The sequence below is a fragment of the Novosphingobium aureum genome (genome assembly GCF_015865035.1).
In the GTDB taxonomy this organism is placed as follows: Bacteria; Pseudomonadota; Alphaproteobacteria; order Sphingomonadales; family Sphingomonadaceae; genus Novosphingobium; species Novosphingobium aureum.
The window spans coordinates 1676302-1701304 of the sequence record NZ_JADZGI010000001.1; the positions used below are offsets into that span (position 1 = coordinate 1676302).

At 66.7% G+C, this 25003-nt stretch carries 22 protein-coding genes; 6 read left to right on the forward strand and 16 right to left on the reverse strand.

Features of this window, described 5'->3' with window-relative positions:
- Positions 1-417: 417 nt before the first annotated feature.
- Both I5E68_RS07910 and I5E68_RS07915 read right to left on the reverse strand, forming a co-directional pair.
- The gene (locus I5E68_RS07910; RefSeq protein ID WP_197162694.1) at positions 418-1194 is read right to left on the reverse strand and encodes a SapC family protein; all 777 of its coding nucleotides are present in this window, start codon (positions 1192-1194) and stop codon (positions 418-420) included.
- 150 nt (positions 1195-1344) lie between these two features.
- Positions 1345-2766: an FAD-binding oxidoreductase gene (locus I5E68_RS07915; protein WP_197162696.1), complete on the reverse strand. Its 1422-nt coding sequence runs from the start codon at positions 2764-2766 to the stop codon at positions 1345-1347.
- Between the two features lie 184 nt (positions 2767-2950).
- Between I5E68_RS07915 and I5E68_RS07920 the strand changes: the two genes are divergently transcribed.
- Together I5E68_RS07920 and I5E68_RS07925 are read left to right on the forward strand one after the other, a co-directional pair.
- Entirely contained in the window at positions 2951-3580 is a 630-nt protein-coding gene (locus tag I5E68_RS07920; protein ID WP_197162698.1) for a hypothetical protein, read from the forward strand.
- A gap of 161 nt (positions 3581-3741) precedes the next feature.
- Positions 3742-5214 (forward strand): DEAD/DEAH box helicase, encoded by a 1473-nt coding sequence (locus tag I5E68_RS07925; RefSeq protein ID WP_197162700.1) that lies wholly within the window; start codon positions 3742-3744, stop codon positions 5212-5214.
- A gap of 49 nt (positions 5215-5263) precedes the next feature.
- On the opposite strand, the gene I5E68_RS07930 is transcribed toward I5E68_RS07925, so the two are convergent.
- Positions 5264-6811, reverse strand: coding sequence for a M20/M25/M40 family metallo-hydrolase (locus tag I5E68_RS07930; protein ID WP_228726882.1), 1548 nt, complete (start codon positions 6809-6811; stop codon positions 5264-5266).
- A 181-nt stretch (positions 6812-6992) separates the two neighbouring features.
- Between I5E68_RS07930 and I5E68_RS07935 the strand changes: the two genes are divergently transcribed.
- The gene (locus I5E68_RS07935; protein WP_197162702.1) at positions 6993-8411 is read left to right on the forward strand and encodes a carboxylesterase/lipase family protein; all 1419 of its coding nucleotides are present in this window, start codon (positions 6993-6995) and stop codon (positions 8409-8411) included.
- Positions 8412-8492: 81 nt separating this feature from the next.
- On the opposite strand, the gene I5E68_RS07940 is transcribed toward I5E68_RS07935, so the two are convergent.
- The 3 genes from I5E68_RS07940 to I5E68_RS07950 form a co-directional block, all read right to left on the reverse strand.
- Complete coding sequence (locus I5E68_RS07940; protein WP_228727103.1) at positions 8493-10745, reverse strand: ATP-dependent helicase; 2253 nt, start codon at positions 10743-10745, stop codon at positions 8493-8495.
- Between the two features lie 148 nt (positions 10746-10893).
- Positions 10894-11466: a 16S rRNA (guanine(966)-N(2))-methyltransferase RsmD gene (gene rsmD / locus I5E68_RS07945; RefSeq protein WP_197162706.1), complete on the reverse strand. Its 573-nt coding sequence runs from the start codon at positions 11464-11466 to the stop codon at positions 10894-10896.
- Positions 11463-12848: a pseudouridine synthase gene (locus I5E68_RS07950; RefSeq protein WP_197162708.1), complete on the reverse strand. Its 1386-nt coding sequence runs from the start codon at positions 12846-12848 to the stop codon at positions 11463-11465. Before I5E68_RS07950 ends, rsmD begins: the two co-directional genes overlap by 4 nt.
- A 131-nt stretch (positions 12849-12979) precedes the next feature.
- On the opposite strand from I5E68_RS07950, the gene I5E68_RS07955 reads away from it, so the two are divergent.
- Positions 12980-14284 carry an AmpG family muropeptide MFS transporter gene (locus tag I5E68_RS07955; protein ID WP_197162710.1) on the forward strand — a complete coding sequence of 435 codons (1305 nt, stop codon included), beginning with the start codon at positions 12980-12982 and terminating at the stop codon, positions 14282-14284.
- A 10-nt stretch (positions 14285-14294) separates the two neighbouring features.
- Here I5E68_RS07955 and I5E68_RS07960 read toward each other — a convergent pair whose 3' ends face one another.
- Genes I5E68_RS07960 through trpB form a run of 5 tightly spaced genes read right to left on the reverse strand, consistent with a single transcriptional unit; the run spans position 14295 to position 18243 of the window.
- Positions 14295-15632, reverse strand: coding sequence for a bifunctional folylpolyglutamate synthase/dihydrofolate synthase (locus I5E68_RS07960; protein ID WP_197162712.1), 1338 nt, complete (start codon positions 15630-15632; stop codon positions 14295-14297).
- A gap of 10 nt (positions 15633-15642) precedes the next feature.
- Positions 15643-16419: a tryptophan synthase subunit alpha gene (gene trpA, locus I5E68_RS07965; RefSeq protein WP_197162714.1), complete on the reverse strand. Its 777-nt coding sequence runs from the start codon at positions 16417-16419 to the stop codon at positions 15643-15645.
- On the reverse strand, positions 16416-16730 hold the full coding sequence (locus tag I5E68_RS07970; protein ID WP_197162715.1) for a cupin domain-containing protein: 315 nt from the start codon (positions 16728-16730) through the stop codon (positions 16416-16418). The genes trpA and I5E68_RS07970 overlap by 4 nt, the downstream gene beginning before the upstream one ends.
- Positions 16727-16978 (reverse strand): hypothetical protein, encoded by a 252-nt coding sequence (locus I5E68_RS07975; RefSeq protein ID WP_197162716.1) that lies wholly within the window; start codon positions 16976-16978, stop codon positions 16727-16729. Before I5E68_RS07975 ends, I5E68_RS07970 begins: the two co-directional genes overlap by 4 nt.
- Positions 16975-18243, reverse strand: coding sequence for a tryptophan synthase subunit beta (gene trpB, locus I5E68_RS07980; protein WP_197162717.1), 1269 nt, complete (start codon positions 18241-18243; stop codon positions 16975-16977). The genes I5E68_RS07975 and trpB overlap by 4 nt, the downstream gene beginning before the upstream one ends.
- A gap of 268 nt (positions 18244-18511) precedes the next feature.
- On the opposite strand from trpB, the gene I5E68_RS07985 reads away from it, so the two are divergent.
- Positions 18512-18979: an outer membrane protein gene (locus I5E68_RS07985; protein WP_197162718.1), complete on the forward strand. Its 468-nt coding sequence runs from the start codon at positions 18512-18514 to the stop codon at positions 18977-18979.
- A gap of 296 nt (positions 18980-19275) precedes the next feature.
- On the forward strand, positions 19276-19743 hold the full coding sequence (locus tag I5E68_RS07990) for a hypothetical protein (protein ID WP_197162720.1): 468 nt from the start codon (positions 19276-19278) through the stop codon (positions 19741-19743).
- Positions 19744-20564: 821 nt separating this feature from the next.
- Here I5E68_RS07990 and I5E68_RS07995 read toward each other — a convergent pair.
- From I5E68_RS07995 to purB, 5 genes are all read right to left on the reverse strand, one after another.
- Positions 20565-21209 carry a phosphoribosylanthranilate isomerase gene (locus I5E68_RS07995; RefSeq protein ID WP_197162721.1) on the reverse strand — a complete coding sequence of 215 codons (645 nt, stop codon included), beginning with the start codon at positions 21207-21209 and terminating at the stop codon, positions 20565-20567.
- Between the two features lie 87 nt (positions 21210-21296).
- The gene (locus I5E68_RS08000) at positions 21297-22064 is read right to left on the reverse strand and encodes an SIMPL domain-containing protein (RefSeq protein WP_197162724.1); all 768 of its coding nucleotides are present in this window, start codon (positions 22062-22064) and stop codon (positions 21297-21299) included.
- A gap of 199 nt (positions 22065-22263) precedes the next feature.
- Positions 22264-22941 (reverse strand): orotidine-5'-phosphate decarboxylase, encoded by a 678-nt coding sequence (gene pyrF, locus I5E68_RS08005; protein ID WP_197162726.1) that lies wholly within the window; start codon positions 22939-22941, stop codon positions 22264-22266.
- A 4-nt stretch (positions 22942-22945) separates the two neighbouring features.
- On the reverse strand, positions 22946-23302 hold the full coding sequence (locus I5E68_RS08010) for a lipopolysaccharide assembly protein LapA domain-containing protein (RefSeq protein WP_197162728.1): 357 nt from the start codon (positions 23300-23302) through the stop codon (positions 22946-22948).
- A 213-nt stretch (positions 23303-23515) separates the two neighbouring features.
- The gene (purB, locus tag I5E68_RS08015) at positions 23516-24829 is read right to left on the reverse strand and encodes an adenylosuccinate lyase (protein WP_197162730.1); all 1314 of its coding nucleotides are present in this window, start codon (positions 24827-24829) and stop codon (positions 23516-23518) included.
- Positions 24830-25003 lie beyond the last annotated feature (174 nt).

Below are 25003 nucleotides of genomic sequence, written 5' to 3' on the forward strand. Positions count from 1 at the left end.
CTCGAACAGGCCATGAGGGCAGCGCTGCTCGAGCTGTTACCTACATAGCGAACCTTGGGCCGAGTGCAAGAGATTATCCCATGCAAATCTGGTGTCGTGTGTCCAGCAATAACTGTCATTAAATTGCATAATTTGGCAGGGCCGTGACATTTATGTCATTAGGGTGTTGCCCTTGGTCGAGCGGGCCAAAACGGCAGAAAAGCGGTATTTGTGCTTGCCTGGAATAGCTTGGACGATGTGCGGCTGACGTCCGCGCGCCTGTTCGCCGGTCCTTCCGCTCGTCAGTGAGCGGGATGCGAGGCTCCGGCACCGGACACGAAACGGCGCCGGAAACGAAACGAGCGCAGGTCCCGGACGGAACCTGCGCTCGTTCTATAGCGCGTCGCGACCCGGTGCGGGGTCGCCTGCTGCCCGCCCTCAGGCGTTGGCGGCGGGGACGGGCTGGGGGCCCTTGCCCTGCTGGACCTGGCGGCCGAAGATGTCGCGCACCAGTTCGAGCGAGAACAGGTGAGCGTAGATCAGCGCGAGCAGGCCGTTCTGGTTCCACTGGCGCAGGACGTCACCGCGCACTTCGCGCAGCTTGGTCTCGTCGACCATCTGGAAGCCGCGGTAGTTGAACGGCTGGCTGCCGTTGATGTCGATGTTCAGCTCGCCGTCCATCAGCAGGTCGTGCTTCTTGAGCTCGGCCATGAAGTTGGCGGTCTTGGAACCTGCGATCTCGAAGTTCTCGCAGAACTTGAGCATGTTCTTGGTGGTCTCGCTCGGCTGTTCGCCGTCGAACAGGGCTTCGCCCTCGACGTCTTCGCCGACCAGATCGCTCGAGGGATCGACGCAGAGCGAAAGCTCTTCCGCCTCGGGGCGCAGGCGCGCGAGCATGAACGGATAGCGGCGGGCATAGGCCGGCATGTAGATCGGGTTGGTGACCTTGCCGTCGTCCTCGACGAAGACGTTGACGCCCTCGTTCATGCCCATCAGCGCGAGCGGGATCGGGTTGTCGCCGCCGGTGAAGATGATCGGGAAGTGACGCTGGGCCTGCGGGAACTCTTCCACCGTCAAGGGCACGGAATTGACGCCGACGAGCCAGGTGGCCTTGTCGGTGCTGCGCGTCTTCCAGGTCGCATGCTGCTGCGAATTAAGCGGAATCAGGTCCTTGTAGAACAAGGGAAGGGAAGGATTCTGTGGCGCGGTGGCCATTGCGTTACTCTCCGCAGTAGTGAAGCCAGGAACAAACAAGCTGCACGCTTTAGTGGCTCGAATGTCACGGTGCAAGCAGTGCGGCACTGCTGTCCGCCGCGCAATTCGCGCTTTGCTGTCCCGCGAGGGGGCACATCGGCCCGGTGCGGGTCAGATCAACTTGCCGGGGTTGAGCAGGCCGCGCGGGTCGAGCGCCTGTTTGACCGCACGCATCATCGCCAGCGCGGTCGGGTCGCCCAGCCGCGCGAGTTCATCGCGCTTGAGCTGGCCGATGCCGTGTTCGGCAGAAATGGAGCCGCCCCACTCGGTGACGAGATCGTGGACCCGCGCGCTGATCGCGTGGGCATCGCCGGCATACCAGACATCCGCATCGACGCCGCGCGGGGCGATCACGTGGAAATGGACATTGCCATCGCCCAGATGCCCGAAGGCGAGCGCCTCGGTGCCGGGCCATTCACGTTCGAGCAGGGGCACGCAGGTATCTATGAAGCCGGGCATCTTCTCGACCGGCACCGAGATGTCGTGCTGGACCGCCGGGCCCTTGGCCTTCTCGGCAGGCGAAATCGATTCGCGCAGCAGCCATAGTGCCTCGGCCTGGGTCTCGCTGGCCGAGAGTACGGCATCCTCGACGAGGTCGGCCTCGAAGGCCCCGGCCATCATCGCCTCGACCTGATCGCGCAAGTGCGCCGCGCCGGTCTCGTCGGCGACGGTCTCGATCAATACGTGCCAGGCGTGTTCGCCCGCCAGGGGCGCGCGCGTATCGGGCAAGTGGCCGAGCACGTCGCGCAGGCAGCTGGCCGGGATAACCTCGAAGCCCTCGACCGCATTTCCGAGCGCGCCCTCGCAATGGTGCAGGAGGCGGCGGGCCACTTCGAGCGAAGGAACCCCGGCCCAGCACACCACGCGTTCGGCCACGGCCGGGATGAGCGCGAGCGTCGCTGCGGTGACGATGCCGAGCGTGCCTTCCGACCCGATCAGCAGCTGCTTGAGGTCGAAGCCGCGGTTGTCCTTCTTGAGCGGGGTGAGCATCGAGAACACGCTGCCATCCGCGAGCACCGCCTCGAGACCGAGAACGAGCGCGCGCATCGAGCCGTGGCGCAGGACCTGCGTGCCGCCGGCATTGGTCGAGATCAGCCCGCCCACCGTGGCCGAACCCTTGCCGCCCAGCGTGAGCGCGAAGCGCATGCCCTCGGCTTCGGCGGCCTCGTGGAGGGTTTGGAGGACGACGCCTGCCTCGCAGGTGGCGCGTCCGGCTTCGGCATCGACGTCGCGGATGCGGTTCATCCGGCGCAGCGAGAGCAGCAGTTGCTCGCCGCTGGTGTCGGGCGTGGCGCCGGCGGACATCCCCGAATTGCCGCCCTGCGGCACAATCGCGACGCCATGGCTTGCGCACAGCTTGACCAGCGCGCTTACCTGGCCGGTGTCCGCAGGCGAGGCGAGCGCAAGAGCACGCCCGGTGAAGCGACCGCGCCAGTCTGTCAGCCAGGGCTCGACGAGGTCGGGATCGGTGGTGAGGCCCTGCGGACCGAGCAGGTCGGCCGCCTCTTCGAGAAATGCGCGAAACTGGGACATGACGCGCGCTATCGCACATGCGTGCAGCCGTTTCATCCCTCTTTGCAGGTACCTGCGCAATCTCTCCGGTCTGGACCGGGGCGCAGGGGAGGGTGCACCGTGCGCGCAGGTTAAGCGGTGGTTCAAGCTCTTGCGCTAGGGGTGCGGGGCAGGCATCACTGCCCCCGGGGAAGTCGATCGAAGAATGAGCCTAGTTTCCGTCCTGCTCTATCCACTGGTCCTGCTGTGGCCCTCGGCTGCCGTGAGCGAGCCGCAGGATCCGGCGCGCGAAGTGGCCTCGGCGGAAGGCGTGACGCGCGGGCGCGAAGTCTGGGACGCGGGGCCGCTCCACGAAGCGAACAGCCGCGAAGGCCTGCATCTTCTCGGTGAAGCCACGGCCGCGCCGCTGTCGCTTCCTTTGGCGCAGGGTGCGGGCCCGCGCGATGCGAGGCAGGTGCGCATCGAACGGCGCATGACCATCCGCATCACCCCGCGCGCACCGATGCACATGCCGCCCGACATGCTGGTGGCCATGCCCGAGGGACGTCCCGGCCACGAGATCGTCGAACGCAAGATGGGCGACTGCGTGCCGGTTCGCGGCATCGCCGGAGTTCAGCCGGAGCGCGGCAACCGGCTGCTTCTGTACATGCGCGACCGCCGCGTGGTGAGTGCACAACTCGAGCGCTCATGCCGGGCAAAGGACTTCTACTCAGGCTTTTACCTGAGCCATTCGAATGATGGGAAGCTCTGCGTAAATCGCGACAAGTTGCTCGCGCGCAGTGGCATGAATTGCAAGCTGACGCGTATCCGTCAGCTCGTCGAGGTGGACGACTAACCGACTGTTCGCAGGGCGATCAGCGGAATTCCTTGACTTTCGGGCCCTCTCGCGCGTAGGGGGCGGCTGACGCACGCGCCGGTCCGATCGGCATTCGTTCGATTCCGATGGCGTGATCGTCTTGGTCGCGAAATCTCTTTTTTCCGGAAACCTGACTGTCTATGAACTTTGCCGATCTCGGCCTGTCTGACGAATTGCTCCAAGCCGTGGAATCCGCGGGCTATACCGAGCCGACTCCGATCCAGGCGCAGGCGATTCCGCCCGTCCTCATGATGAAGGACCTCATCGGCATCGCCCAGACCGGCACCGGCAAGACCGCCAGTTTCGTGCTGCCGATGATCGACATCCTCGCGCATGGCCGCCGCCGTGCGCTGATGCCGCGCTCGCTCATCCTCGAGCCGACGCGCGAACTGGCAGCGCAGGTCGCCGACAACTTCGTCAAGTACGGCAAGAACCACGATCTGCGCATGGCGCTGCTCATTGGCGGCGTGCAGATGGGCGACCAGGTGAAGGCGCTGCAGGAAGGTGTCGACGTCCTGATCGCGACGCCGGGCCGCCTGATGGACCTGTTCGAGCGCGGCAAGATCCTGCTCACCGGCTGTGAACTGCTGGTGATCGACGAAGCCGACCGCATGCTCGACATGGGCTTCATCCCCGACATCGAGAGCATCTGCGCCAAGCTGCCAACCAATCGCCAGACGATGCTGTTCTCGGCAACGATGCCGCCGCCGATCAAGAAGCTGGCGGACCGTTTCCTCGAGAACCCGAAGTATATCGAGGTCGCACGCCCGGCGACGGCCAACACCAATATTGTCCAGCACAAGGTCATGGTGCAGTCGCGCAAGAAGCGCGAGGTCCTGCGCGAACTGATCGAGACCGACAACGTCTCGACCGCGATCGTGTTCTGCAACCGGAAGACCACCGTGCGCGAGCTCGCCAAGAGCCTCAAGCGCCACCGCATCGCCGCGGGCGAGATCCATGGCGACATGGACCAGTCCTCGCGCATTGCCGAGCTCGAGCGCTTCAAGGCGGGCGAGATCAACGTGCTCGTTGCCTCCGACGTCGCCGCGCGCGGTATCGACGTGAAGGGCATCAGCCACGTCTTCAACTTCGACACGCCCTGGCATCCGGACGACTACGTCCACCGCATCGGCCGCACCGGCCGTGGCGGGGCGAGCGGGCGCGCGTTCACTTTCGTCACCCCCGAGGATGCCGAAGCGATCGAGAACGTCGAAAAGCTCACCGGCAATCCGATTCCCGTCTGGGGCAAGGGTGGCGACGATGCGCCGCAAGCAGCTCCCGAGCCCGCAGCGGCCGAGGAAAAGGCTTCCGGCTCCAGGCGTCGCAAGCGCCCAAGCAAGGCCGAAGCTGCCAAGGCAGAAGAGGCGAGGCCCGAGGCGGAGAAGACCGAAGCGGCCAAGCCCGCTACCCGTCGTTCGCGCAAGCCGCGTAGGGATGCTGACGAGGCACCTGCCTACGCAGAAGCCGAAGTCGTCGAGGCAGCACCTGCACCGGCTCCCAAGCCCGCAGAGCGTCGTGCGCCGCAACCTGCTCCGGTCGTCATGGCGACGGCGGGGCAGGGCGACTGGAACGGTCCGGTCCCCGGCTTCCTGAACGTCTCGGCGATTTCCTGATCGCACCGGCTGCAGGCGGCCCGGTGCCGCCTGCGCGCAGGCTTGCGGATCAGGTTGCTGCGAGCTGGTAGATCAGCTCGACGAACCCGAGTGCTGCGCCGCTCATTCCGGCGACCTTGGGGTTGGTCGAATCGATCACGAAATACTCGTCCGGCGCATGCGCGCCCGAACCGTGGCCAATGCCGAACTGTGTCGCCGGGATCGAGACCGGCGGCGCGGTGAAGGTCGAGCCGGGCCATGATCCGGCCAGCCTCGGATAGAGATTGGCCTTCACGCCCATGGCCGCATAGGCTTTTTCCTGAGCCTTGATCAGCCGCGCATTCTCGGAAACCTCGGTCGGATCATAGCCGCCCGAAACGTTCATCTCGACATCTGGAAAGCCGTGAGCGTCGAGGTGCGCGCGCAGCTTGCGCTCGGCCTCGGCGCGGGTCTGGTTCGGCACCAGCCTGAGATCGAGCTTGGCGACGGCCTTGCCCGGCAGGATGGTCTTGCCGCCGGGCCCGGTATAGCCCGCGACCAGCCCCTCGATGTTGACGGTGGGCTGGCTCGCCTGACGCTCGATCGCCTGTTCGAAGGGCAGGTCGTCGATCCAGTGGGTGACGCCCATCATCTGCTTGACCTTGGCCTCGTCGGAGGAGGCCGCCGAGATCGCGATCAGCTCCTTCTCGCGCGCGGTGAGCGGGCGCACGTTCTCGAACCAGCCGTCGATCGCGGCGGTATTGCCGTCGGGCGTGACGAGCGTCTGGAGTGCCTGCACCAGTCGCCAGACCGGCGAATCGACGCTGGCCTTGTTGCTCGAATGGATGTCGCCTGTCGGCCCGCGCCCCCAAGCCTTGCCGCTGGCGACGAGTTCGAGTTCGACCACGCCCTTGGCACCCAGATTGATCGACACCTCGCCATCGGGCCCCTGCCAGCAGGCGGGAATGAAGATGCCTGCGCACTTCTTCAGCGCGGGCAGGACCCGCGCATGGGTCGCGAGCTGGCGGAAATGGGGTGAGCCGATCTCCTCCTCGCCCTCTGCCAGCAGCACGAGATTGACCGGGGGCCTGATCCCGGCACGGCGCATCGCGTGGAGCCCGGCAAGCAGCGTCGCTTCAGGGCCTTTCTGGTTGATCGCGCCGCGCCCGACGAGTGCGCTGCCCCAGCCGGGCTTGTCGACGATGCGCCCCTCGAGTGGCGGGGAGGACCATTCGGCCGGATCGAACTGCTTCACGTCGTACATGAAATAGAGCCCGAGCGTGGTTGGTGCGCCGTTGTCCATCACCCCGAAGACGCCGGGGTGGCCGTCGGTCGCGATGACCTCGACACCGGTAAAGCCTGCATCGCGCGCGAGACCGGCCATGTACTGCGCCCCTTCGCGCATGTTGCGGTTTTCCGCAGCGATCGAGGGCAGGGCGATCCATTCGCGCAGCCGCGCGATATCGGCATCGCGCCCCTTCTCGATCTCTCGGGCAAGAGCGCCGCGCGGGCTGTCGGGAGCGGCCATGAGCGCCTGCGAGAATGGCAATGCGCTGGCGACGGGCAGCATGATGGCTGCGCGCAGCAGGTCCCGGCGCGCGGCATTGTCCGCGATCGGCGCGTGGCGGTCGTCTCTCATCGCTTGCTGTCCCCCCTGTGCTCTTTTGCGAGGCACAGTCTATCGCATTGCAGCGTAAGCGCAAATCACGGGGCGAAAGCGACCTTTTCCGGCTTGCGGATGTTCGCCGCATGGTGCCTTTACCCGGGGCGTCCGAGGCAGCGAACCTTGCGCGTTGACCCGGCTGACGGAAGGACAGAAAATGAAATTCGCGATGATGGCGGTTGCGGTGGCGGCGAGCGTGACCGGCCCTGCAGCCCATGCGCAGGACCGCCCCGAAGTGACGGTGGAGACAGGCGCACTCGCCGGGACGGTCGAGGACGGCGTGGCAAGCTGGAAGGGCATTCCCTTCGCGCAGCCGCCCATCGGCGAACTGCGCTGGCGCGCGCCGCAGCCGGCGAAGGCGTGGTCGGGCGTTCGCGCGGCCGACCACTATGCTTCCGACTGCATGCAAAAGCCCTTCGGTGGCGATGCAGCCCCGCTCGGCACGCCGCCTGCCGAGGATTGCCTCTACGCGAACGTCTGGCGCCCGGCGAAGGCCGAGGGCAAGCTGCCGGTGCTGGTGTGGATCTACGGCGGTGGCTTTCTCAACGGCGGCGCGTCGCCCGCGACCTATTCGGGCGCAGAGCTGGCGAAGAAGGGCGTGCTGGTCTTCAGCTTCAACTATCGCCTCGGCCGCTTCGGCTTCTTCGCCCACCCCGCGCTGAGCAAGGCCGATGCCGACGAGGGCAAGCTCGTCAACTACGGCTTCATGGACCAGATCGCCGCGCTCGAATGGGTGAAGCGCAACATTGCGGCCTTTGGCGGCGATCCCGAGAACGTGACCATCAGCGGCGAGAGCGCGGGCGGCAACTCGGTCGACAACCTGCTCACTCTGCCTGGCGCACGAGACCTGTTCGACAAGGCGGTGGTCATGTCGGGCGGCAATGGCAGGGGCTTCGCGAAGGCGACGATGGAAACCGCGCATGAAGCCGGCGTTGCCTTCGCCAAAGGCAAGGGCATCACCGGGGCCGGTCCCGCAGCGCTCGCCAAGCTGCGCGCGCTTTCGGGTGAGGAGGTGGTCGACGGACTCAATCTGATGGCGCTGTTTGCCCCCAAGCCCGGCCCGGTGACCTACACCCTGCCGGTCGTCGACGGCGTCACCGCCGCGCCCCAACGCGAGAACTTCGAGAAGGGCGATGTGGCCCCGGTGCCGGTGATGATCGGGGCGACCTCTGCCGATATCGGCGGCGTGGACGGCCAGATGGTCGCGGGTGCGCGCAAGCTTGCCACGGCGATCGCGGCGCACGGCATGCCGGTCTACGAATACCGCTTTTCCTATGTGGCGGATTCCATCCCGGTCCCGGGGGCGCAGCACGCCACGGACATTCCCTTCTTCTTCGATACGCAGAAGGTGAAGTACGGCGCGCAGACCAGCGTGCGCGACAATGCCATGGGCGCGGCGATGAGCGACTACCTCGTCAACTTCGTGAAGACCGGCAAGCCGAGCCAGGGCTTCGGTCTGCCCGAGTGGAAGCCATATTCCGAAGCCGATGGCCAGATCATGGACTTCGCGAGCGACGGCAAGGTGCGCTTCGGGCCCGATCCGTGGCAGGAGCGGATCGACGCTGCCGACATGTGATGCGGTTACTGCAGGGCCGGGGGCGAGAGCCTTCCGGCCCCGCTCCGTATCGTTACGGTTGCAGTTCCCGGACCCGGCGCGTCAGGCCGGTTTGACGAAACTGTCGAGCACGCGCTTGGCCCCGGCCTGCTCGAATTCGATCTCGAGCTTGTTGCCTTCCTGCGCGCTTACCGTGCCGTAGCCGAACTTCTCGTGGAAGACGCGTGCCCCGACCGCGATGTCGGCGCGCGGCTTGGCCGCGAAGCTGGCGGCAGAGCGGGTGCTTTCGCCGATCCGGCGCGGGGTCTTCTCGAATTCCTGCTTGGCCGCGCGCTGCCAGCCCGGCCCGCGCGTGACGGTGCGCGAGGGCTGGGCGCGTGCGACGTCGGCGAAGGGGTCGGCGTGCTCGGACCACTGCGCGCGCCAAAGCGAGGCGCCGCCGGTGAGCGTGGTCTCGCTGTCGATGAAGTCCTCGGGCAGTTCACCGACGAAGCGCGAGGGAATCGAGCTCGTCCACTGCCCGTAGATGCGCCGGTTGGCGGCGTGCAGGATCGTGCACTTGCGCCGCGCGCGGGTGATCGCGACGTAGGCGAGGCGGCGCTCTTCCTCGAGGCTGGCGAGCCCGCCTTCGTCGAGCGCGCGCTGTGAGGGGAACACGCCGTCCTCCCAGCCGGGCAGGAAGACGTTGTCGAATTCCAGACCCTTGGCCGCGTGCATGGTCATGATCGTGACCTTCTCCTCGTCGTCGCGCGCATCGTTGTCCATCACGAGGCTGACGTGTTCGAGGAAGTCGCCGAGGCTGTCGTAGTCCTCCATGGCCCGCGCCAGCTCGACGAGGTTCTCGAGCCGCCCATTGGCTTCGGGCGTCTTTTCGGCCTGGAGCGCATCGGTGTAGCCGCTCTCGTCCATGACCGTGCGCAGCAGGTCAGCGGGGCCTTCGCTGTCCGACAGCTCGCGCCAGCGGGCGAAGTCGCGCATGAGCGAGAGCACGGTGTTACGTGCGCGGGCGGGCAGTTCGTCGGTGTCGACGATCTCGACCGCGGCGCGCGCGAGCGGGATTTCCTGCCGCCGCGCAAGCAGGTGCAGCTTCTCCAGCGCCTTGGCGCCGAGCCCGCGCTTGGGAGTGTTGTAGATCCGCTCGAAGGCGAGGTCGTCGGCGGGTTGGGCGATGACGCGCAGGTACGCGAGCGCGTCGCGGATTTCAGCGCGCTCGTAGAAGCGGAAACCGCCGACGATGCGATAGCGCATGCCGATCGAGATGAAGCGGTCCTCGAACTCGCGGGTCTGGTACTGCGCGCGCACGAGGATCGCGATCTGGTCGAGCGGGGCGCCTTCGCGCTCGAGCCGCTCGATTTCGTCGCTGACACGGCGCGCTTCCTCGGGCGCGTCCCAGACACCGATCACGCGCACTTTCTCGCCGGTATGGCGCTCGGTCCACAAGGTCTTGCCGAGCCGCTGCGAGTTCTCGTTGATCAGCCCTGAGGCAGCCGCGAGGATCTCGGGTGTCGAGCGGTAGTTCTGCTCGAGGCGGATGACCTTGGCGCCGGGAAAATCCTTCTCGAACCGGAGGATATTGGCAACTTCTGCGCCGCGCCATGAATAGATCGACTGGTCGTCGTCACCCACCACGCAGATGTTGCGGCGGCTTTGCGCGATCAGGCGCAGCCACAGGTACTGGACCTGGTTGGTGTCCTGATACTCGTCGACCATGACGTACTTGAAGCGCTGCTGGTACTGCTCGAGGACCTCGCGATGCTCGCGCAGGATGTTGAGCATGTGCAGCAGGAGATCGCCGAAGTCACAAGCGTTGAGCGTCCTGAGCCGCTCCTGGTAGAGCCGGTAGAAATGCTGCCCCTTGCCGTTGGCATAGGCCTCGTTCTCGCCCGCATCGAGATCGCTGGGGTTGAGCCCGCGGTTCTTCCAGCGGTCGATGCAGCCCGCCAGCTGGCGCGGCGGCCAGCGCTTCTCATCTACACCCTCGGCCTGGATCAGCTGCTTGAGCAGGCGCAACTGGTCGTCGGTGTCGATGATCGTGTAGTTCGATTCGAGTCCGACCAGCTCGGCATGACGGCGCAGCATCTTGGCGGCGATGGCGTGGAAGGTGCCGAGCCAGGGCATGCCCTCGACCGCTGGACCGACGAGCCGCCCCACGCGCTCGCGCATCTCGCGCGCGGCCTTGTTGGTGAAGGTGACGCACAGGATCTCGCTCGGCCAGGCGAGGCGCGCGCGCACGAGGTGGGCGAGGCGCCGCGTCAGCGCCGAGGTCTTGCCGGTCCCGGCACCTGCCAGCATCAGCACCGGCCCTTCGGTGGTCAGCACGGCCTCGCGCTGGGGCTCGTTGAGCCCGTCGATCAGCGGGTCCTCGCCAAGTGCAGGCGCGGTAGGGTTGGGGGAGGGGGATGCAGGCTCGTTCACAGGTGAACAACTAGGGAACGGATTAAGCCTGTGCAAGGTCGCTTAGGCAGCGCTGCCGACCTTTGCACGGTGGCAGCGGCGACGCGCCTTAGTCGACCTTGCGCAAGATGTGGAGGCGGGCCTTGCCGACGTCGCGGGTGGATTCGACTTCGAAGCCGCGGATCGAGACGCTCTCGCCGCGCGCGGTCTCGAGGCTGACCCAGGTCGCCTCGCCGATCCAGCCGAGCCGCGCGAGCTTGTCGATCGCGACCGAACCCGCGCCGGTTTCGTAAGGCGGGTCGAGCAGAACGAGGTCGAGCGGTTCCTTTGCGGTTCCCAGTGACATCGCAGAGGCCGCGCGTACGTCGCTGCGATCCTGCGCGTGCAGGTTGGCGATATTCTTGCGGATGGCGCGGATCGCGGCCGGGTCCTGATCGACGAAGAGGCAATGCGCGGCCCCGCGCGAGAGCGCCTCGAGGCCGAGCGCGCCCGAGCCCGCGAAGAGGTCGGCAACCTTCAGGCCCTCGAAGTCGCCGATGCGGCTCGCGAGCATCGAGAACAGCGTCTCGCGGGTGCGGTCGGCGGTGGGACGGGTGACCTCGCCCTCGGGCGTCGCGAGCTTGCGCCCGCGCCACTCGCCCGCGACGATGCGAAGCCCGGTGCGTGCAGGCGCGCCCTTCACTTGGCGCGAGCCTTGCCGATGTCGCGGCGGAACCCTTCGATTTCCTTGGCGGTGATCTCGACCGCGGCGCCCTTGGGCAGCTCGTCGAGCGCGAAGGGGCCGTAGCCGATGCGGATCAGGCGGCTGACCTTGAGCCCGAAATGTTCGAGTACGCGGCGCACTTCGCGGTTCTTGCCCTCGGTGATGGTCATTTCGATCCAGCGGTTGCGCCCGACGCCGCGCTCCATGTTGGCGTCGATCCGGCCATAGTGGACGCCGTCGATCTCGATCCCCTCGATGAGCCCTTCGAGGTCTTCCTGGGTGATGTCGCCGAAGGCACGCGCGCGGTAAGTGCGCGGGATGCCCGAGGCGGGCAGTTCGAGCGTGCGCTTGAACTCGCCGTCGTTGGTGAGCAGCAGCAGGCCCTCGGTGTTGAAGTCGAGGCGGCCCACCGGCATCACCCGGCCGGCGCCCTCGGGCAGGGCATTGCGCAAGGCGGCGTAGATCGTCGGGCGCCCGGCGGGATCGAACTCGGCGGTGATCAGGCCGCCGGGCTTGTGGAAGGCGAAGAGGCGCGTTGCCTGCGCCTCGGGCACGGGATGGCCGTCGACGGTCACGCCCGCGAGCGAGGTGAGGACGGTGGCCGGGGTGTCGATCACCGCGTCGTCGAGCTTCACGCGCCCTTCGGCGATCATGCGCTCGACCTCGCGGCGGCTGGCGATGCCTGCGCGTGCGAGCAGCTTGGCGATGCGTTCGCCCTCGCGTGCGGGCAGGTTCGGGTCCTTGGGCGTGGGCGCTGCCGCACGCGGCTTGGAGCCGGGCGCGGGACGCTTTACCGCGAAGGGCTTGTTGGCGCGGGGCGCATCGCCGAAGCGGCGCTCGTTTCCACGCTTCTCGCCAGAACGGCCACGGGGCGCGTCATTGCCGCGGCGTTCGTCAGTGCGCTTCTCGCCAAAGCGGGGGCGGGGCGTATCGCTGCCACGGCGTTCGTCGGTACGCTTCTCGCCGAAGCGGGTGCGGGGCGCGTCGCTGCCGCGGCGCTCGTCGCCACGCTTCTCGCCGAAGCGGGTGCGGGGCGCGTCGCTGCCGCGGCGCTCGTCGCCACGCTTCTCGCCGAAGCGGGTGCGGGGCGCATCGCTGCCGCGACGCTCGTCGCCACGCTTTTCGCCGAAGCGGCCACGAGGGGCGTCATTGCCGCGCCGGTCGGCGCGGCGCTCACCGTCACGGCCCCCGTCACGGCGGCGCCCGTCGTTCTTTCGCCCGTCGTTCTTTCGTTCGTCGCTGTGCCGCTCGTCGGGCTTGCCGAACTTGCGGGCACGCGGCGGGCGGCCTTCGCGCCGGGAATCGGAAGCATCGTTGCGGCCGCGCGTCGGGCCGCCGGATTTGCGGGGTGGTTTGGACATTTGCGGCCCATACCTGTTGATCGCGCATTCATCCAGCCTTCCCATTGTGCAGCGCGAAGCTAAGTTGCCGCATTCAAGAGCGTGCCCAGGAGAAATGCGTGGTAGCCGGAAGCGAAAGACAACGGGGCAGCATGATGGATTCGCTGCGGCCCTACCTCGAGAAGGAGAGCCTCGCCTCGTTCTTCCTCGGCGTATCCTCGGGTTTTCCCTTTGCCATGCTGGCCGCCACGCTGACCACGCGCCTCGCGCAGGATGGCATTGAAAAATCAACGATTACAACATTTACACTCGCGTTCTTCGTCTACAATCTGAAGCCACTCTGGGCCTGGATCGTCGACGGCGTGAAGCTGCCCGTGCTCGTGCGCATGGGCCAGCGCGTCTCGTGGATGCTGGTCATGGGGCTGCTGGTCATGGCAGCGACGGTGAACCTCGCGCTGGTCGACCCGACGAAGGACATCGCAGGGACCGCGCTTGCCGCAGTTCTGCTCGGGCTTGCCGGGGCGAGCTTCGACATCGTCATCGACGCCTTCCGAATCGAGACGCTCAAACCCTACCAGCTCGGCACCGGCTCGGGCATGAGCCAGTATGGCTGGCGCATCGGCGCGGCAGGGGCGGGTGGTCTGGCACTGGTGCTCGCCGCGCGCTTCGACTGGCACGTCGCTTATGCCGCCTGCGCGGTCTTCGCGCTGCCCGCTATGCTCACCGCGCTGATCATGGGAGAACCAAAGCGCCATCAGGTCGTTCACGAGAAGAAGGGGCTGGACGAGGTCTGGACCTCGATCGCAGGCCCGTTCCGCGAGTTCTTCCAGCGCAACGGGGCATGGCTCGTGCTGCTGTTCATCCTCGTCCACAAGATCGGCGACACGCTCGCCAACCTGACCTTCCGCCTGCTGTTCGACGATCTCGGCTTCTCCAACGACGAGATCGCGCTCTACGACATCGGCGTGGGCTTCTGGGCGCTGATCATCGGCGTCTTCGTCGGCGGCGTGATCTACGCGCGGCTCGGGCTCAAGCGCTCGGTGCTGATCGCGCTGGTGCTGATGGCGATCTCCAACCTCAGCTTCGCGATGCTCGCGGCCTCGGGTCACTCCAATCTCGGCATGGCAGGGGCGATCGGCTTCGAGAACTTCGCCAGCGGCTATGGCGGCGTGGTCGTCGTGGCCTACTTCTCGGCGCTGTGCGACCTGCGTTTCACCGCCTCGCAATATGCTCTCATCTCGGCAGGGGCGAGCGTCGTCGGGCGCTTCCTGACCGGCACGACCGCAGGCGCGCTGATCGAGGCGATGGGCTACGTGAACTTCTATCTGCTCACCACCATCGCGGCTCTGCCCGGGATCGTGCTGTTCTGGTGGATGATGCGCTCGGGGCTGGTCGACGAGGCGCTGGGCACCGCGGGCGGGACCGCCAAGCCGTCCGACGAGGACGTGTTCGGCTAGGGTCCTGAGCCTAGTCGGGCAGCTCTTCGTTGGCGCGCAGCACGCTGCCCGCAAGGTAGAGCGAACCCGCAATCAGCACGATCTCGCCGGGGCCGGGGCTCAGGCCCGAAAGCGCCTGTGCTGCATCGTCGGCCATGGTAGGCTCGGGCACGCCGGGCAGCGCGAAGGCCTCGGCCCCGTGCCATTCGTGGCCGGGGACGGGCACGACGGTGACGCTCGCCAGCCTGTCCGCCAGCGGCGCGACGAGCGCTGCGGGGTTCTTGTTGGCGAGCATGCCGATGACGAGGTGGATATAGGGCGCAGTTCCTGCGAAATGCGCATGGAGCGCCTTGCCCGCATCGACGTTGTGTCCGCCGTCGAGCCAGACCTCGGTGTCGTCGGGAAGGAGCGCGGTGAGCGGGCCCCTTGCCAGCTCCTGCAGTCGCGCGGGCCAGTGCGCACGCGTCATCGCCTCGGCCAGCGCGTCCTCGCCAAGGTCGAGCGCATGCTGGCGGCGCAGCATGGCGATGGCGAGCCCGGCGTTCATCACCTGATGGTCACCGGGAAGGCGTGGCCGGGGCAGGGTGAGCGTGCCCTTGGCATCGGCATAGACGAAGTGGTCGGCGCGCAGGGTGACGCTCCACTCGCGGCCCTGGCGCACGACCGGGCAATCGGCACGCGCGGCCTGCGCGTCTATCGCACCGTTCATGTCCGCGCCGTAGTCGAGCGTGACCAGCGGCGTCCCCGGCTTGGCGATGCCCGATTTTTCGTAGGCGATGCGCACCAGCGGAGCGGCGGGGGCGTCGGGAGAGGGGGAGAGCAGGAACTGCTCGTGGTCGATGCCCAGCGCGGCGATGCCGCAGGCGACCGGGTCCTCGATCACGTTGGTCGCATCGAGCCTGCCGCCCAGGCCGACCTCGAAGATGCAGGCATCGGCGGGCACGCGCGAGAAGGCGAGGAAGGCGGCGGCAGTGGCGGCCTCGAAGAAGCTCGCGCCGATGTGCTGTGCCTCGGCGACGTCGAGCACCTCGCGCAGCAGGTCGGCCAGCAGATCGTCGGAGATCAGCGCGCCTGCGACACGGATGCGCTCGTTGAAGCGCACGAGGTGCGGGCTGGTGAAGACGTGGACACTCTTGCCCGCAGCCTCGAGCGCTGCGCGAAGATAGGCGCAGGTCGAGCCCTTGCCGTTGGTTCCGGCAACGTGGAACACCGGCGGCAACGCGCGTTGCGGGTTGCCGAGGTGTTCGAGCAGGTCGCGGATGACGTCGAGGCCGAGACGCCCGCTCGGTACCGAAAGCGTGCCCAGCCGGTCGAGCTGGGCCTGCACTGCCGGAGCGTCGGAAGTCGCGAAGTCGAGGACCGCCGTCACGGCCGGGGCCTCAGCGCGCCGAGTGCACCGCTTCGGCGAGCGCCGAGGCGAGCTGTTGCAGGTGGGCCGGGGCGTCTTCCCCGTGCTCTTTCACCAGATCGACGAAGGCCGACCCCACGACCACGCCGTCCGCGACTTTCGCGATCCGCGCGGCCTGTTCGGGGGTACGCACGCCGAAGCCGACCGCCACGGGAATGTCGGATGCTGCTTTCAGCCGCGCCACCGCGTCCTCGATCGAGGCCTGCGCGGCGGTCTGGGTGCCGGTCACGCCCGCGACCGAGACGTAGTAGAGGAAGCCCGAGGAGCCTTCGAGCACCGCGGGCAGGCGCGCTGCATCGGTGGTCGGGGTGGCGAGGCGGATCAGCGAGATGCCTTCGGCGCGCAGCGCGGGGCCGAGTTCTGCGTCCTCCTCGGGCGGAATGTCGACGCAGATGACCCCGTCGACGCCGGCCTTGGCGCATTCGCTCGCGAACCACTCGGGACCGCGCGCGATCATCGTGTTGGCATAGCCCATCAGCACCAGCGGCACTTGCGCGTGGCGCTCGCGAAAGCCGGTGGCGAAGCGGAAGATGTCGGCGGTGCGCGTGCCCTTGTCGAGGCTGCGGATGTTCGCTTCCTGGATCGCGCCGCCGTCGGCCATCGGATCGGTGAAGGGCATGCCCAGCTCGATCACGTCGGCGCCGCCTGCGACGAGCGCGTCGAGGTTGGCCGCGGTATCGCCGTCACCGCCGGTGATGAAGCTTACGAGGGCGGGACCTTTGGAGAAGGCTTGTTCGAAGCGGGTCATTCGCTGTCTTTTCTCTCGACGACCAGGATACGCGCTGGTCCTTGGGGGTGGGCGACGTGCTCGTCGCCGGGTTCTACGCTGACGCCGTCACCCGCCTCGAGGCGGGTCACGCTGACCGTGCCCGAGGCATCGCGGCTGTGCATCTCGACCACGCCGTCGAGCACGGTAAAGACCTCGGCGCCGGTGTTGACGTGCCAGCGGTAGGGCTGGTCGGTCCAGTGCAGCTTGGCGGTCACCTCGCCGAAGTCGGCGAGAAGCGCGCTGCCCCAGGCCGCATCGGCGGTGAAGTCACGGGCGCGGAAGGTCTTCACGCGAAGAGCCTGCGTCCGGTGAAGCGCAATATTGCGGCGGTCAGCACGACGAAGATCGCGAGCAGGCCGAGGTTGACGATGATCCGGCCCCAGTCACCGCGAAAGGCATAGGCCCAGAAATAGGTCGCGCCAGAGAGGTTGAGCGAGCGCGCGCGCAGCAGGTCGGCGAAGATCGAGAGGACGGGGAAAACCGCCATCCACAGCACCGTCGCATCGACCAGCGGCCTTTGCCACCCGCCCTTGCTCACAGCTCGACCCCCAGCGCCTCGGCGACGGTGAAGATGTCCTTGTCGCCGCGACCCGAAACGTTGACCACGAGCAGCTTGTCCGCGTCCATCTGCGCGGTGAGCTGGGGCAGTGCGGCAAGCGCATGGGCGCTCTCGAGCGCGGGGATGATACCCTCGAGCTCGCAGCACAAGGTGAAGGCCTCGAGCGCCTGCTTGTCGGTGATCGGCACGTAGGCGACGCGGCCAGCCTCGTGCAGCCACGAATGCTCGGGGCCAAGGCCGGGATAGTCGAGCCCCGCCGAGATCGAGTGCGCCTCGGTGATCTGGCCGTCCTCGTCCTGCAGCAGGTAGGTCTTGTTGCCGTGAAGGATGCCGGGCTTGCCGCCCATCAGCGAGGCGGCGTGCTTGTCGGTGTCGATGCCATGGCCTGCGGCCTCGATGCCGGTCATCGCTACGTCGGGATCGTCGAGGAAGGGGTGGAACAGGCCGATCGCGTTCGATCCCCCGCCCACGGCCGCAACCAGCATGTCGGGCAGGCGGCCTTCCTTCTCCATGATCTGCTCGCGCGTCTCCTTGCCGATGACCGACTGGAAGTCGCGCACGAGCTCGGGATAGGGATGCGGACCGGCGGCGGTGCCGATGATGTAGAAGGTGTCGTGGACGTTTGCGACCCAGTAGCGCAGCGCGTCGTTCATCGCATCCTTGAGCGACTGAGAGCCGCTCTCGCAGGATACGACCTCGGCGCCGAGCAGGCGCATGCGAAAGACGTTGGGCTTCTGGCGCTCGATGTCCTTGGCGCCCATGAAGATCTTGCACGGCAGTCCGAAGCGCGCGGCGACCGTCGCGGTGGCGACGCCGTGCTGGCCCGCGCCCGTCTCGGCGATGATCTTGGTCTTGCCCATGCGCATCGCCAGCAGGATCTGGCCGATGCAGTTGTTGATCTTGTGCGCGCCGGTGTGATTGAGCTCCTCGCGCTTGAAGTAGATCTTGGGGCCGCGCTTTTCGCCATTGGGACCCGCGGGCGCGAGGGCGCGGAAGTGCTCGGTCATGCGCGGGGCATGGTAGAGCGGGCTCGGGCGACCGACGAAATCCTTCATCAGCGAGTCGAACTCTGCCCAGAACGCGGGGTCTTCCTTGGCCGCGCGGTATTCCTTCTCGAGATCGAGGATCAGCGGCATCAGCGTCTCGGCGACGTAGCGACCGCCGAACTGGCCGAAGTGGCCGTTCGCGTCGGGCAGCGAGCGCAGGGAGTTGGGTGCGGGGCTGGAAGGCGTCTGGACTGTCATGCGCGGCGGATTGGCAGAGCCTCGCGGGCAAGTCCAGCGCGAAGGCCCGTTGGGTATGTGAGTGATCGTTTACAAATGCAAAGAATGCAAGTGCAAACGTGACCATAGCAATAATCTGTCTCTGTACCGCAGAAATATGACGTTTCGGGGTCATATTGAAATATTCTGTTCATCTGCGTGAAAGGAAGCGAGGCGCAACGGCCCGCTCGTCCCCGCAGAGGGACGCGCCCCGATGAGGGTCGGGGCTGACATGTTGGAGTACTAAGTTATGCGTATTGCACTCGTTTCGCTCGCAGCCGTTGCCGCTGCAGCCGCAGCCACCCCCGCACTTGCCAACGAAGCCCGCGTCGAGGCGCACGGCGGCGTGATCTGGGACGGCAGCGACAGCGAGGCCGTGATCGGCATCGGTGCCGGTTACGACTACGACCTCGGTGAGAGCACCTTCGTTGGTATCGAAGGCTCGGCCGACAAGATTCTGACCGACAACACCCGCGTGAGCTGGGGTATCGGTGGCCGTGCGGGCTTCAAGGTGACCCCGGCGACCAAGGTCTATGCTGCAGCCAACTGGCAGTCGAAGTACTGCCGTTTCTGCAACAGCGCCGTGGGCGTTGGCGGCGGCGTCCAGCAGGACATCGGCCAGCGTTACTATGTCAAGGCCGAGTACAAGCACCTGCTCGTGGGCGACAACACCCCCGATGCAGACCAGGGCCTCGTCGGCGTCGGCGTGAAGTTCTGATCGCGGCTGCGCAACCGGATCGGCCACCGAGAGGCACCGGTTGCGCGGCGGCAATCGACTGACGCTGTCTACCTCTCAGCGAATGTCGGAAAAAGGGCGTCTCCCTCGCGGGAGGCGCCTTTTCTTCGTCTAGCCCGTGCATGAGGGCGATAGAGGGGCGCGCGTGGCGCTGCGCTGGGTTCGCGGACGATCCGGCTCGGGTCTCGGGGTCTCTCCCGAGTTTGTCCGTAGCACGCAGCCGCTAGCCTGCCGGGCGATCCGGGCATTTGCCGGAGCGGACGAACGGGAGTTCCCGGATGCGCAGGGTCCTTGGCAGCCTCTTGCTTCTCACCGGCATCGGCCTTGGGGCACCGCCGGTGCGCGCCGACGAAAGCTACATCGAGCCGATTGGCGGGCTGAACTGGAACCGCGAGGAAAGCGCCGTGGTGACCGGGATCGCGGTCGGGCACGACTTCGACATCGACGAAGCGCACTTCTGGGGCATCGAGGTCACCGCCGAGAAGGAACTTGAAGAGGACAGGCGCGTGGCCTGGGGCGTCGGCGGACGTTTCGGGCGCACGATGCTTTCGGGCGGCAAGCTTTTTGTCGGCGGGGCATGGCAGACGAAGGAATGCGCGGACTGCGGGCACGCTGTGGCGCTGACCGCCGGCTGGGAGCAGGAGATCGCCGAGGAGATCTACGCCAAGGTCGAGTTCAAGCACCTGCTGGTCGAGGACGAGCGCGACAAGGACGGCCTCGTCTTCGGGATCGGCTTCATGTTCTAGGGGGCGTGGACAAGTTCGAACGTCCGGTTTCGCCCCTTGTCGGACGTTGGACCGTGGCGGTTTCACCTGATATTTCGGTCGAGAAATGGCTATAAAACGAAGAATCTTGCTGCTGACTGCGGCTATTATCGGATTGGCGGACGTCGGATATCTTCTCTGGCTCGGGCAAGATGACCACGACGAGATGAAAGCTGAGTGGTTGGCATATATGCCGACATTGGAAGATAAGCAGCGTAAACACCCTGAAAATCTGCTCAATTAATCTCACTACCACGACCCCGATTATCCCGTTCTATATCTTTTCGATCGCGATGGAAGCTATTCGCTTGTTCCCAAGATTGCTGATGATTGCAAAATCCGGGAATACACAATTAAAACGTATGTCGGTGAAGGAAAGCCCAACGAGCCCCTCCAAATGCCGGATAGACTTTTTTTTGGGAAGTTGAGCTCCAAGATGGAGGCGTGCTTACGGAGGACATTGCCAACAGGATATGTCCTTGAGCAATTGAATAAAAGCGTCAGCCCCAAACTGGCAGGCTGGGGTCAGAACGATCTACAGTTCAAGAACAAGCGCTGAATTTCCGGGTTCAATGTCCGCTATCCACCCAAGTCGGTCGCTCCGGTCACTGCCGAATTTGTCCACGCGGCCTAGGCTGCGGGCGGTGCGCCCAGCCTTCGATATCGTCCTGCGCTATATCCGCCTTCCGCCCATGCCGAGCTTGTCGAAGCATGAATGCCAGCGCCTGCTTTCGGGGCCTTCGACAGGCTCAGGCTGAGCGGGATAGGGGTGGAGGGCTCCTGAAGTGGCGCGACTAGGGCTGTCAGCCCGCGCTGCGGACCGCCTCGCAGAAGCGCGCGATCAGGCCCTCGTCCTTGACGCCCGGCGCGCTCTCGACGCCCGAGGAGGTGTCGACCAGCGGGGTGGCGGTGCGCACGATGGCCTCGGCGACGTTGCCGGGCGCGAGGCCTCCGGCAAGTCCCCAGGCCACAGGCCCCTTCCAGTTGGCGACCAGCGACCAGTCGAAGCTGAGGCCCATGCCGCCCGGCAGCGTGCCCTTGGGCGTCTTGGCGTCGAACAGCACGCGCTCGACGGCCCCGGCATAATCGGTTGCACGCGACACGTCGGCGGCGCTGGCGACGCTCAACGCCTTCCACACCGCGACGCCGAACCGCGCGCCGAGCTGGGCGGCGCGTTCGGGCGTTTCCTTGCCATGGAGCTGGAGGACATCGAGGCTCGCTGCCTCCATGGCCTCGCCGATCGTCGCATCGTCGGCATCGACGAAGAGGCCGACGCGCGCGATCCGGCCGGCCGCGCGCGCAGAGAGCTGCGCGGCCTCGCGGGGGGTGACGTTGCGCGGGCTCTTCGCGAAGAAGACGAAACCGGCGTAATCGGCCCGCGCGCGGATCGCCGCGTCGAGCGCTTCGCTGGTGGAGATACCGCAGATCTTGATGGCAGGCGTGGTCATGGCCTGCCTTCTACCGGTAAAAACCCCTGCCGCAATGGTGGGCAGGGGTCATGCCGGGTTTCACTGCCGGGCGGCAATGGCGCGCGATCAGGGTGCAAGCTCGAACTGAACCGAAAGACGTGCGGTCACCTCGACCTCTCCTGCCGCGACCGGGGAAGGGGCAGGGGCCGCATCGGCCATCCGCTTGCTGGCGGTGACGACGATCGGTCGCGAATAGCCACCGCTCTCGCTGATCGAGACGATGCGCACGACGCTCAGGCCCGCCGCACTGGCGTAGAGCTGGGCGCGTTCGCGAGCGGCCTTGATCGCGGCAGTGCGCGCCTCGGTCTCGGCCTCCTCGGGCTGCGAGAGGGTGAAGCTCGGGCCACTGACCTCGTTGGCTCCTGCCGAGACCAGTGCGTCGATCACCTTGCCGTAGTCGGCGAGCTTGCGCTGGCGCACCGAGACATTGTTGCTGACCTGGTAGGCGACGATCTTGCGCTCGCTCTCGTCGTAGCTGCCGTCGGGGCGGCGGGCGGGCTGCGCATAGACCGGGCTGACCGAGAGGTTGCTGGTCTGGATGTCCTTCTCGGCGATCCCTGCGCGCTTGAGCGCGGCAAAGACCGCGTTCATGCGCGTCGAATTCTCGGAGAGCGCGGCGCTGGCGCTGGCCCCTTGGGTGGTCACGCCCGCATTGAACACCGCCATGTCGGGCTCGCGGTTGGAGGTACCCTCGGCATTGATGCTGAGCAGGGTGTTGCCGGTCGCGATCGGCTGGACGGGCAGGTCCTGCGCCTGCGCGGGCGCGGCCAGGCCGGGAAGGGCCAGCACACCGGCGCCCATCAGTACGGCGCTCATCAGGGCCTTGGTTTTCATTCGTCGCACTCCTTAATCCTCGCGCCACCATTGGCGGCGCGAACCACCATCCTCTCGTGCGCGCGCATCGCCGTGCGCTCGCTGCGTCGAGTGAGGGCAACGGTCTGGCGCAGCGCTTGTTTCGCACGGCTGAACGGAAAAGGAGGCGAGGGCGGCAGCGGCGATTAGGTCGCCGACGCCCCCCCCCAATCGGGATTGCCTAGAGCGTGGCCTCGATGGCGCGCGCTGCGGCGAGCGGGTCCTCGGCGCCACGGATCGGACGGCCGATGACGAGCACGCTCGCGCCCGCATCGCGTGCCTCGCGCGGCGAGACGATGCGCTTCTGGTCCGAATGCTTGCCGTCGGGCAGGCGCAGGCCGGGCACGACGAAGAAGCCGTCCTTCCACTGCTTGTGGATCGCGCCGACCTCGTGGCCCGAGCATACGATGCCGTCGAGCCCTGCGGCCTGCGAGAGCTCGGCAAGGCGCAGGGCCTGCTCCATCGGGTCGGCCTTGATACCGATGGCGCCCAGATCGTCGCTGTCGAGGCTGGTGAGCACGGTCACCGCGACGACCTTGGTGTTCTCGCCCGCGGCCGCCTTGGCATCCTCCATCATCGCGCGCCCGCCGGTGGCGTGGATGGTGACGATGGCCGGTTCGAGCACGTGGATCGCCTGCATCGCGGCGGCGACGGTGTTGGGGATGTCGTGGAGCTTGAGATCGAGGAAGATCGGCAGGCCCAGCTTCTGCAGCTCGCGCACGCCGTGGTGGCCGTGGGCGCAGAAGAACTCGAGCCCGAGCTTGATCCCGCCGATGTGGCTCGCGACCTTGCGCGCCATGGCCTCGGCAGCGTCGAGGCGGGGCAGGTCGAGGGCGAGATAGATCGGGTTGTTGCTCATCGTGTCAGGCATCCGGTGCGGGGTTTGAAGCGGTCGTCGTCGTGCCGGTTTCGACCGTCGGTTCTGCGGCGAGGGCAGCAGGTGCGGTTTCGGCAGGCATGGAACTGGCGCGCAGGGTGTTCTCGAGGCTGGCGATGCGGCGGTTGAGACGCCAGCGCATCGCGCGGAAGTAGAGCCAGACCGGGATCACGCCGAGGGCGAAGAAGAACAGCGCGACGAAGCCGACCGGCCACTGGAAATGGATGTAGTTGCCATCGTCGAGCGGCCAGAAATTGACCGGCACCTTGACCCAGTTCATCGCGATGAAGGAGACGAGGACGGCGGTGATCACGATCCACGTCAGGGTGCGGACGAACTTCATGCTTCCTCCTGCCTTGCTGCGCCGGTGCGGCGCTTGGCGCCGGACTGCTGCGTAAGGGCGCTTGCCCGTGCGGCGTTCAGATTACGGGCGCGATGCTAGGCGGTAAATCGGGTCAAGGGAAGGCCTTGGCGCGGCCTCGTGGCGGCCCTCGGGGCCGACGGCGGCTGGCAGGCTGCGTGGCAGGGGCCACGGGCGCGCCAGCCGCCTGTTGGATCAGTCGGCGAAGACGCGATCGAAGATCGTGTCGACGTGCTTGAAGTGGTAGTCGAGGTTGAACTTCTCCTCGATCTGCTCGGCCGTGAGCGCTGCAGCCACTTCCTCGTCGGCCTTGAGCAGCTCCATGAGGGAAAGCTGGCCGTCCGATTCCCACACCTTCATCGCGTTGCGCTGGACGAGGCGGTAGGAGGTGTCGCGCGAGAGACCCGCCTGGGTGAGGGCGAGCAGGACGCGCTGCGAGTGGACGAGGCCGCCCATGCGGTCGAGGTTCTTCTGCATGCGCTCGGGGTAGACGAGCAGCTTGTCGATGACGCCGGTGAGACGCGCGAGCGCGAAGTCGAGCGTGATCGTCGCGTCGGGACCGATGAAGCGCTCGACCGAGGAGTGCGAGATGTCGCGCTCGTGCCACAGCGCCACGTTCTCCATCGCGGGCATCGCGTAGGAGCGGATGATGCGGGCCTGGCCGGTGAGGTTCTCGGTGAGGATCGGGTTGCGCTTGTGCGGCATCGCCGAGGAGCCCTTCTGGCCCGGCGAGAAGTATTCCTCGGCCTCGAGCACTTCGGTGCGCTGGAGGTGGCGGACTTCGACGGCGACGCGCTCGATCGAGCTGGCGATGACGCCCAGCGTCGCGAAGAACATGGCGTGGCGGTCGCGGGGGATGACCTGGGTCGAGACCGGCTCGATCTCGAGGCCCATCTTGTCGGCGACATAGACCTCGACCGAGGGATCGACGTTGGCGAAGGTGCCGACCGCGCCGGAGATCGCGCAAGTCGCGACTTCCTCGCGCGCCGCGATCAGGCGCTTCTTCGCGCGGGAGAACTCGGCGTAGGCTTCGGCGAGCTTGAGGCCGAAGGTCACCGGCTCGGCGTGGATGCCGTGGCTGCGGCCGATCGAGGGGGTGTACTTGTGCTCCATCGCGCGGCGCTTGATCGCGGCGAGCAGGTCGTCGAGGTCAGCCAGCAGGATGTCGGCGGCGCGCACGAGCTGGACGTTGAGCGTGGTGTCGAGAATGTCCGAGCTGGTCATGCCCTGATGCATGAAGCGTGCCTCGGGGCCGACCTGTTCGGCAACCCAGTCGAGGAACGCGATCACATCGTGCTTGAGCACCGCTTCCTTGGCGTCGATGGCTTCGACGTCGACCTTGGGGTTGGTCGCCCACCAGTCCCACAGCGCCTTGCCAGCGGCCTCGGGAACGGTTCCCAGCTCGCCCATCTTCACGGCGGCGTGCGCCTCGATCTCGAACCAGATGCGGTAGCGCGCTTCGGGCTCCCAGATCGCGGTCATGGCGGGGCGGGCGTAACGGGGGACCATGCAAGACTCCTTTGGCTGACGCGGCGTCCGCTAGGGCGGGCTTGCGCGAAAGGCAAGTCCGCTGCGAAGATTGCACTGCCATGCACGCCGACTGGCGGGCATTTACCGTGAACGGGCGGGAGCCTGCCGGCGCCTCGTGCGCTCCTTCCCGAGTGCCCGACCATGCAGGAGATC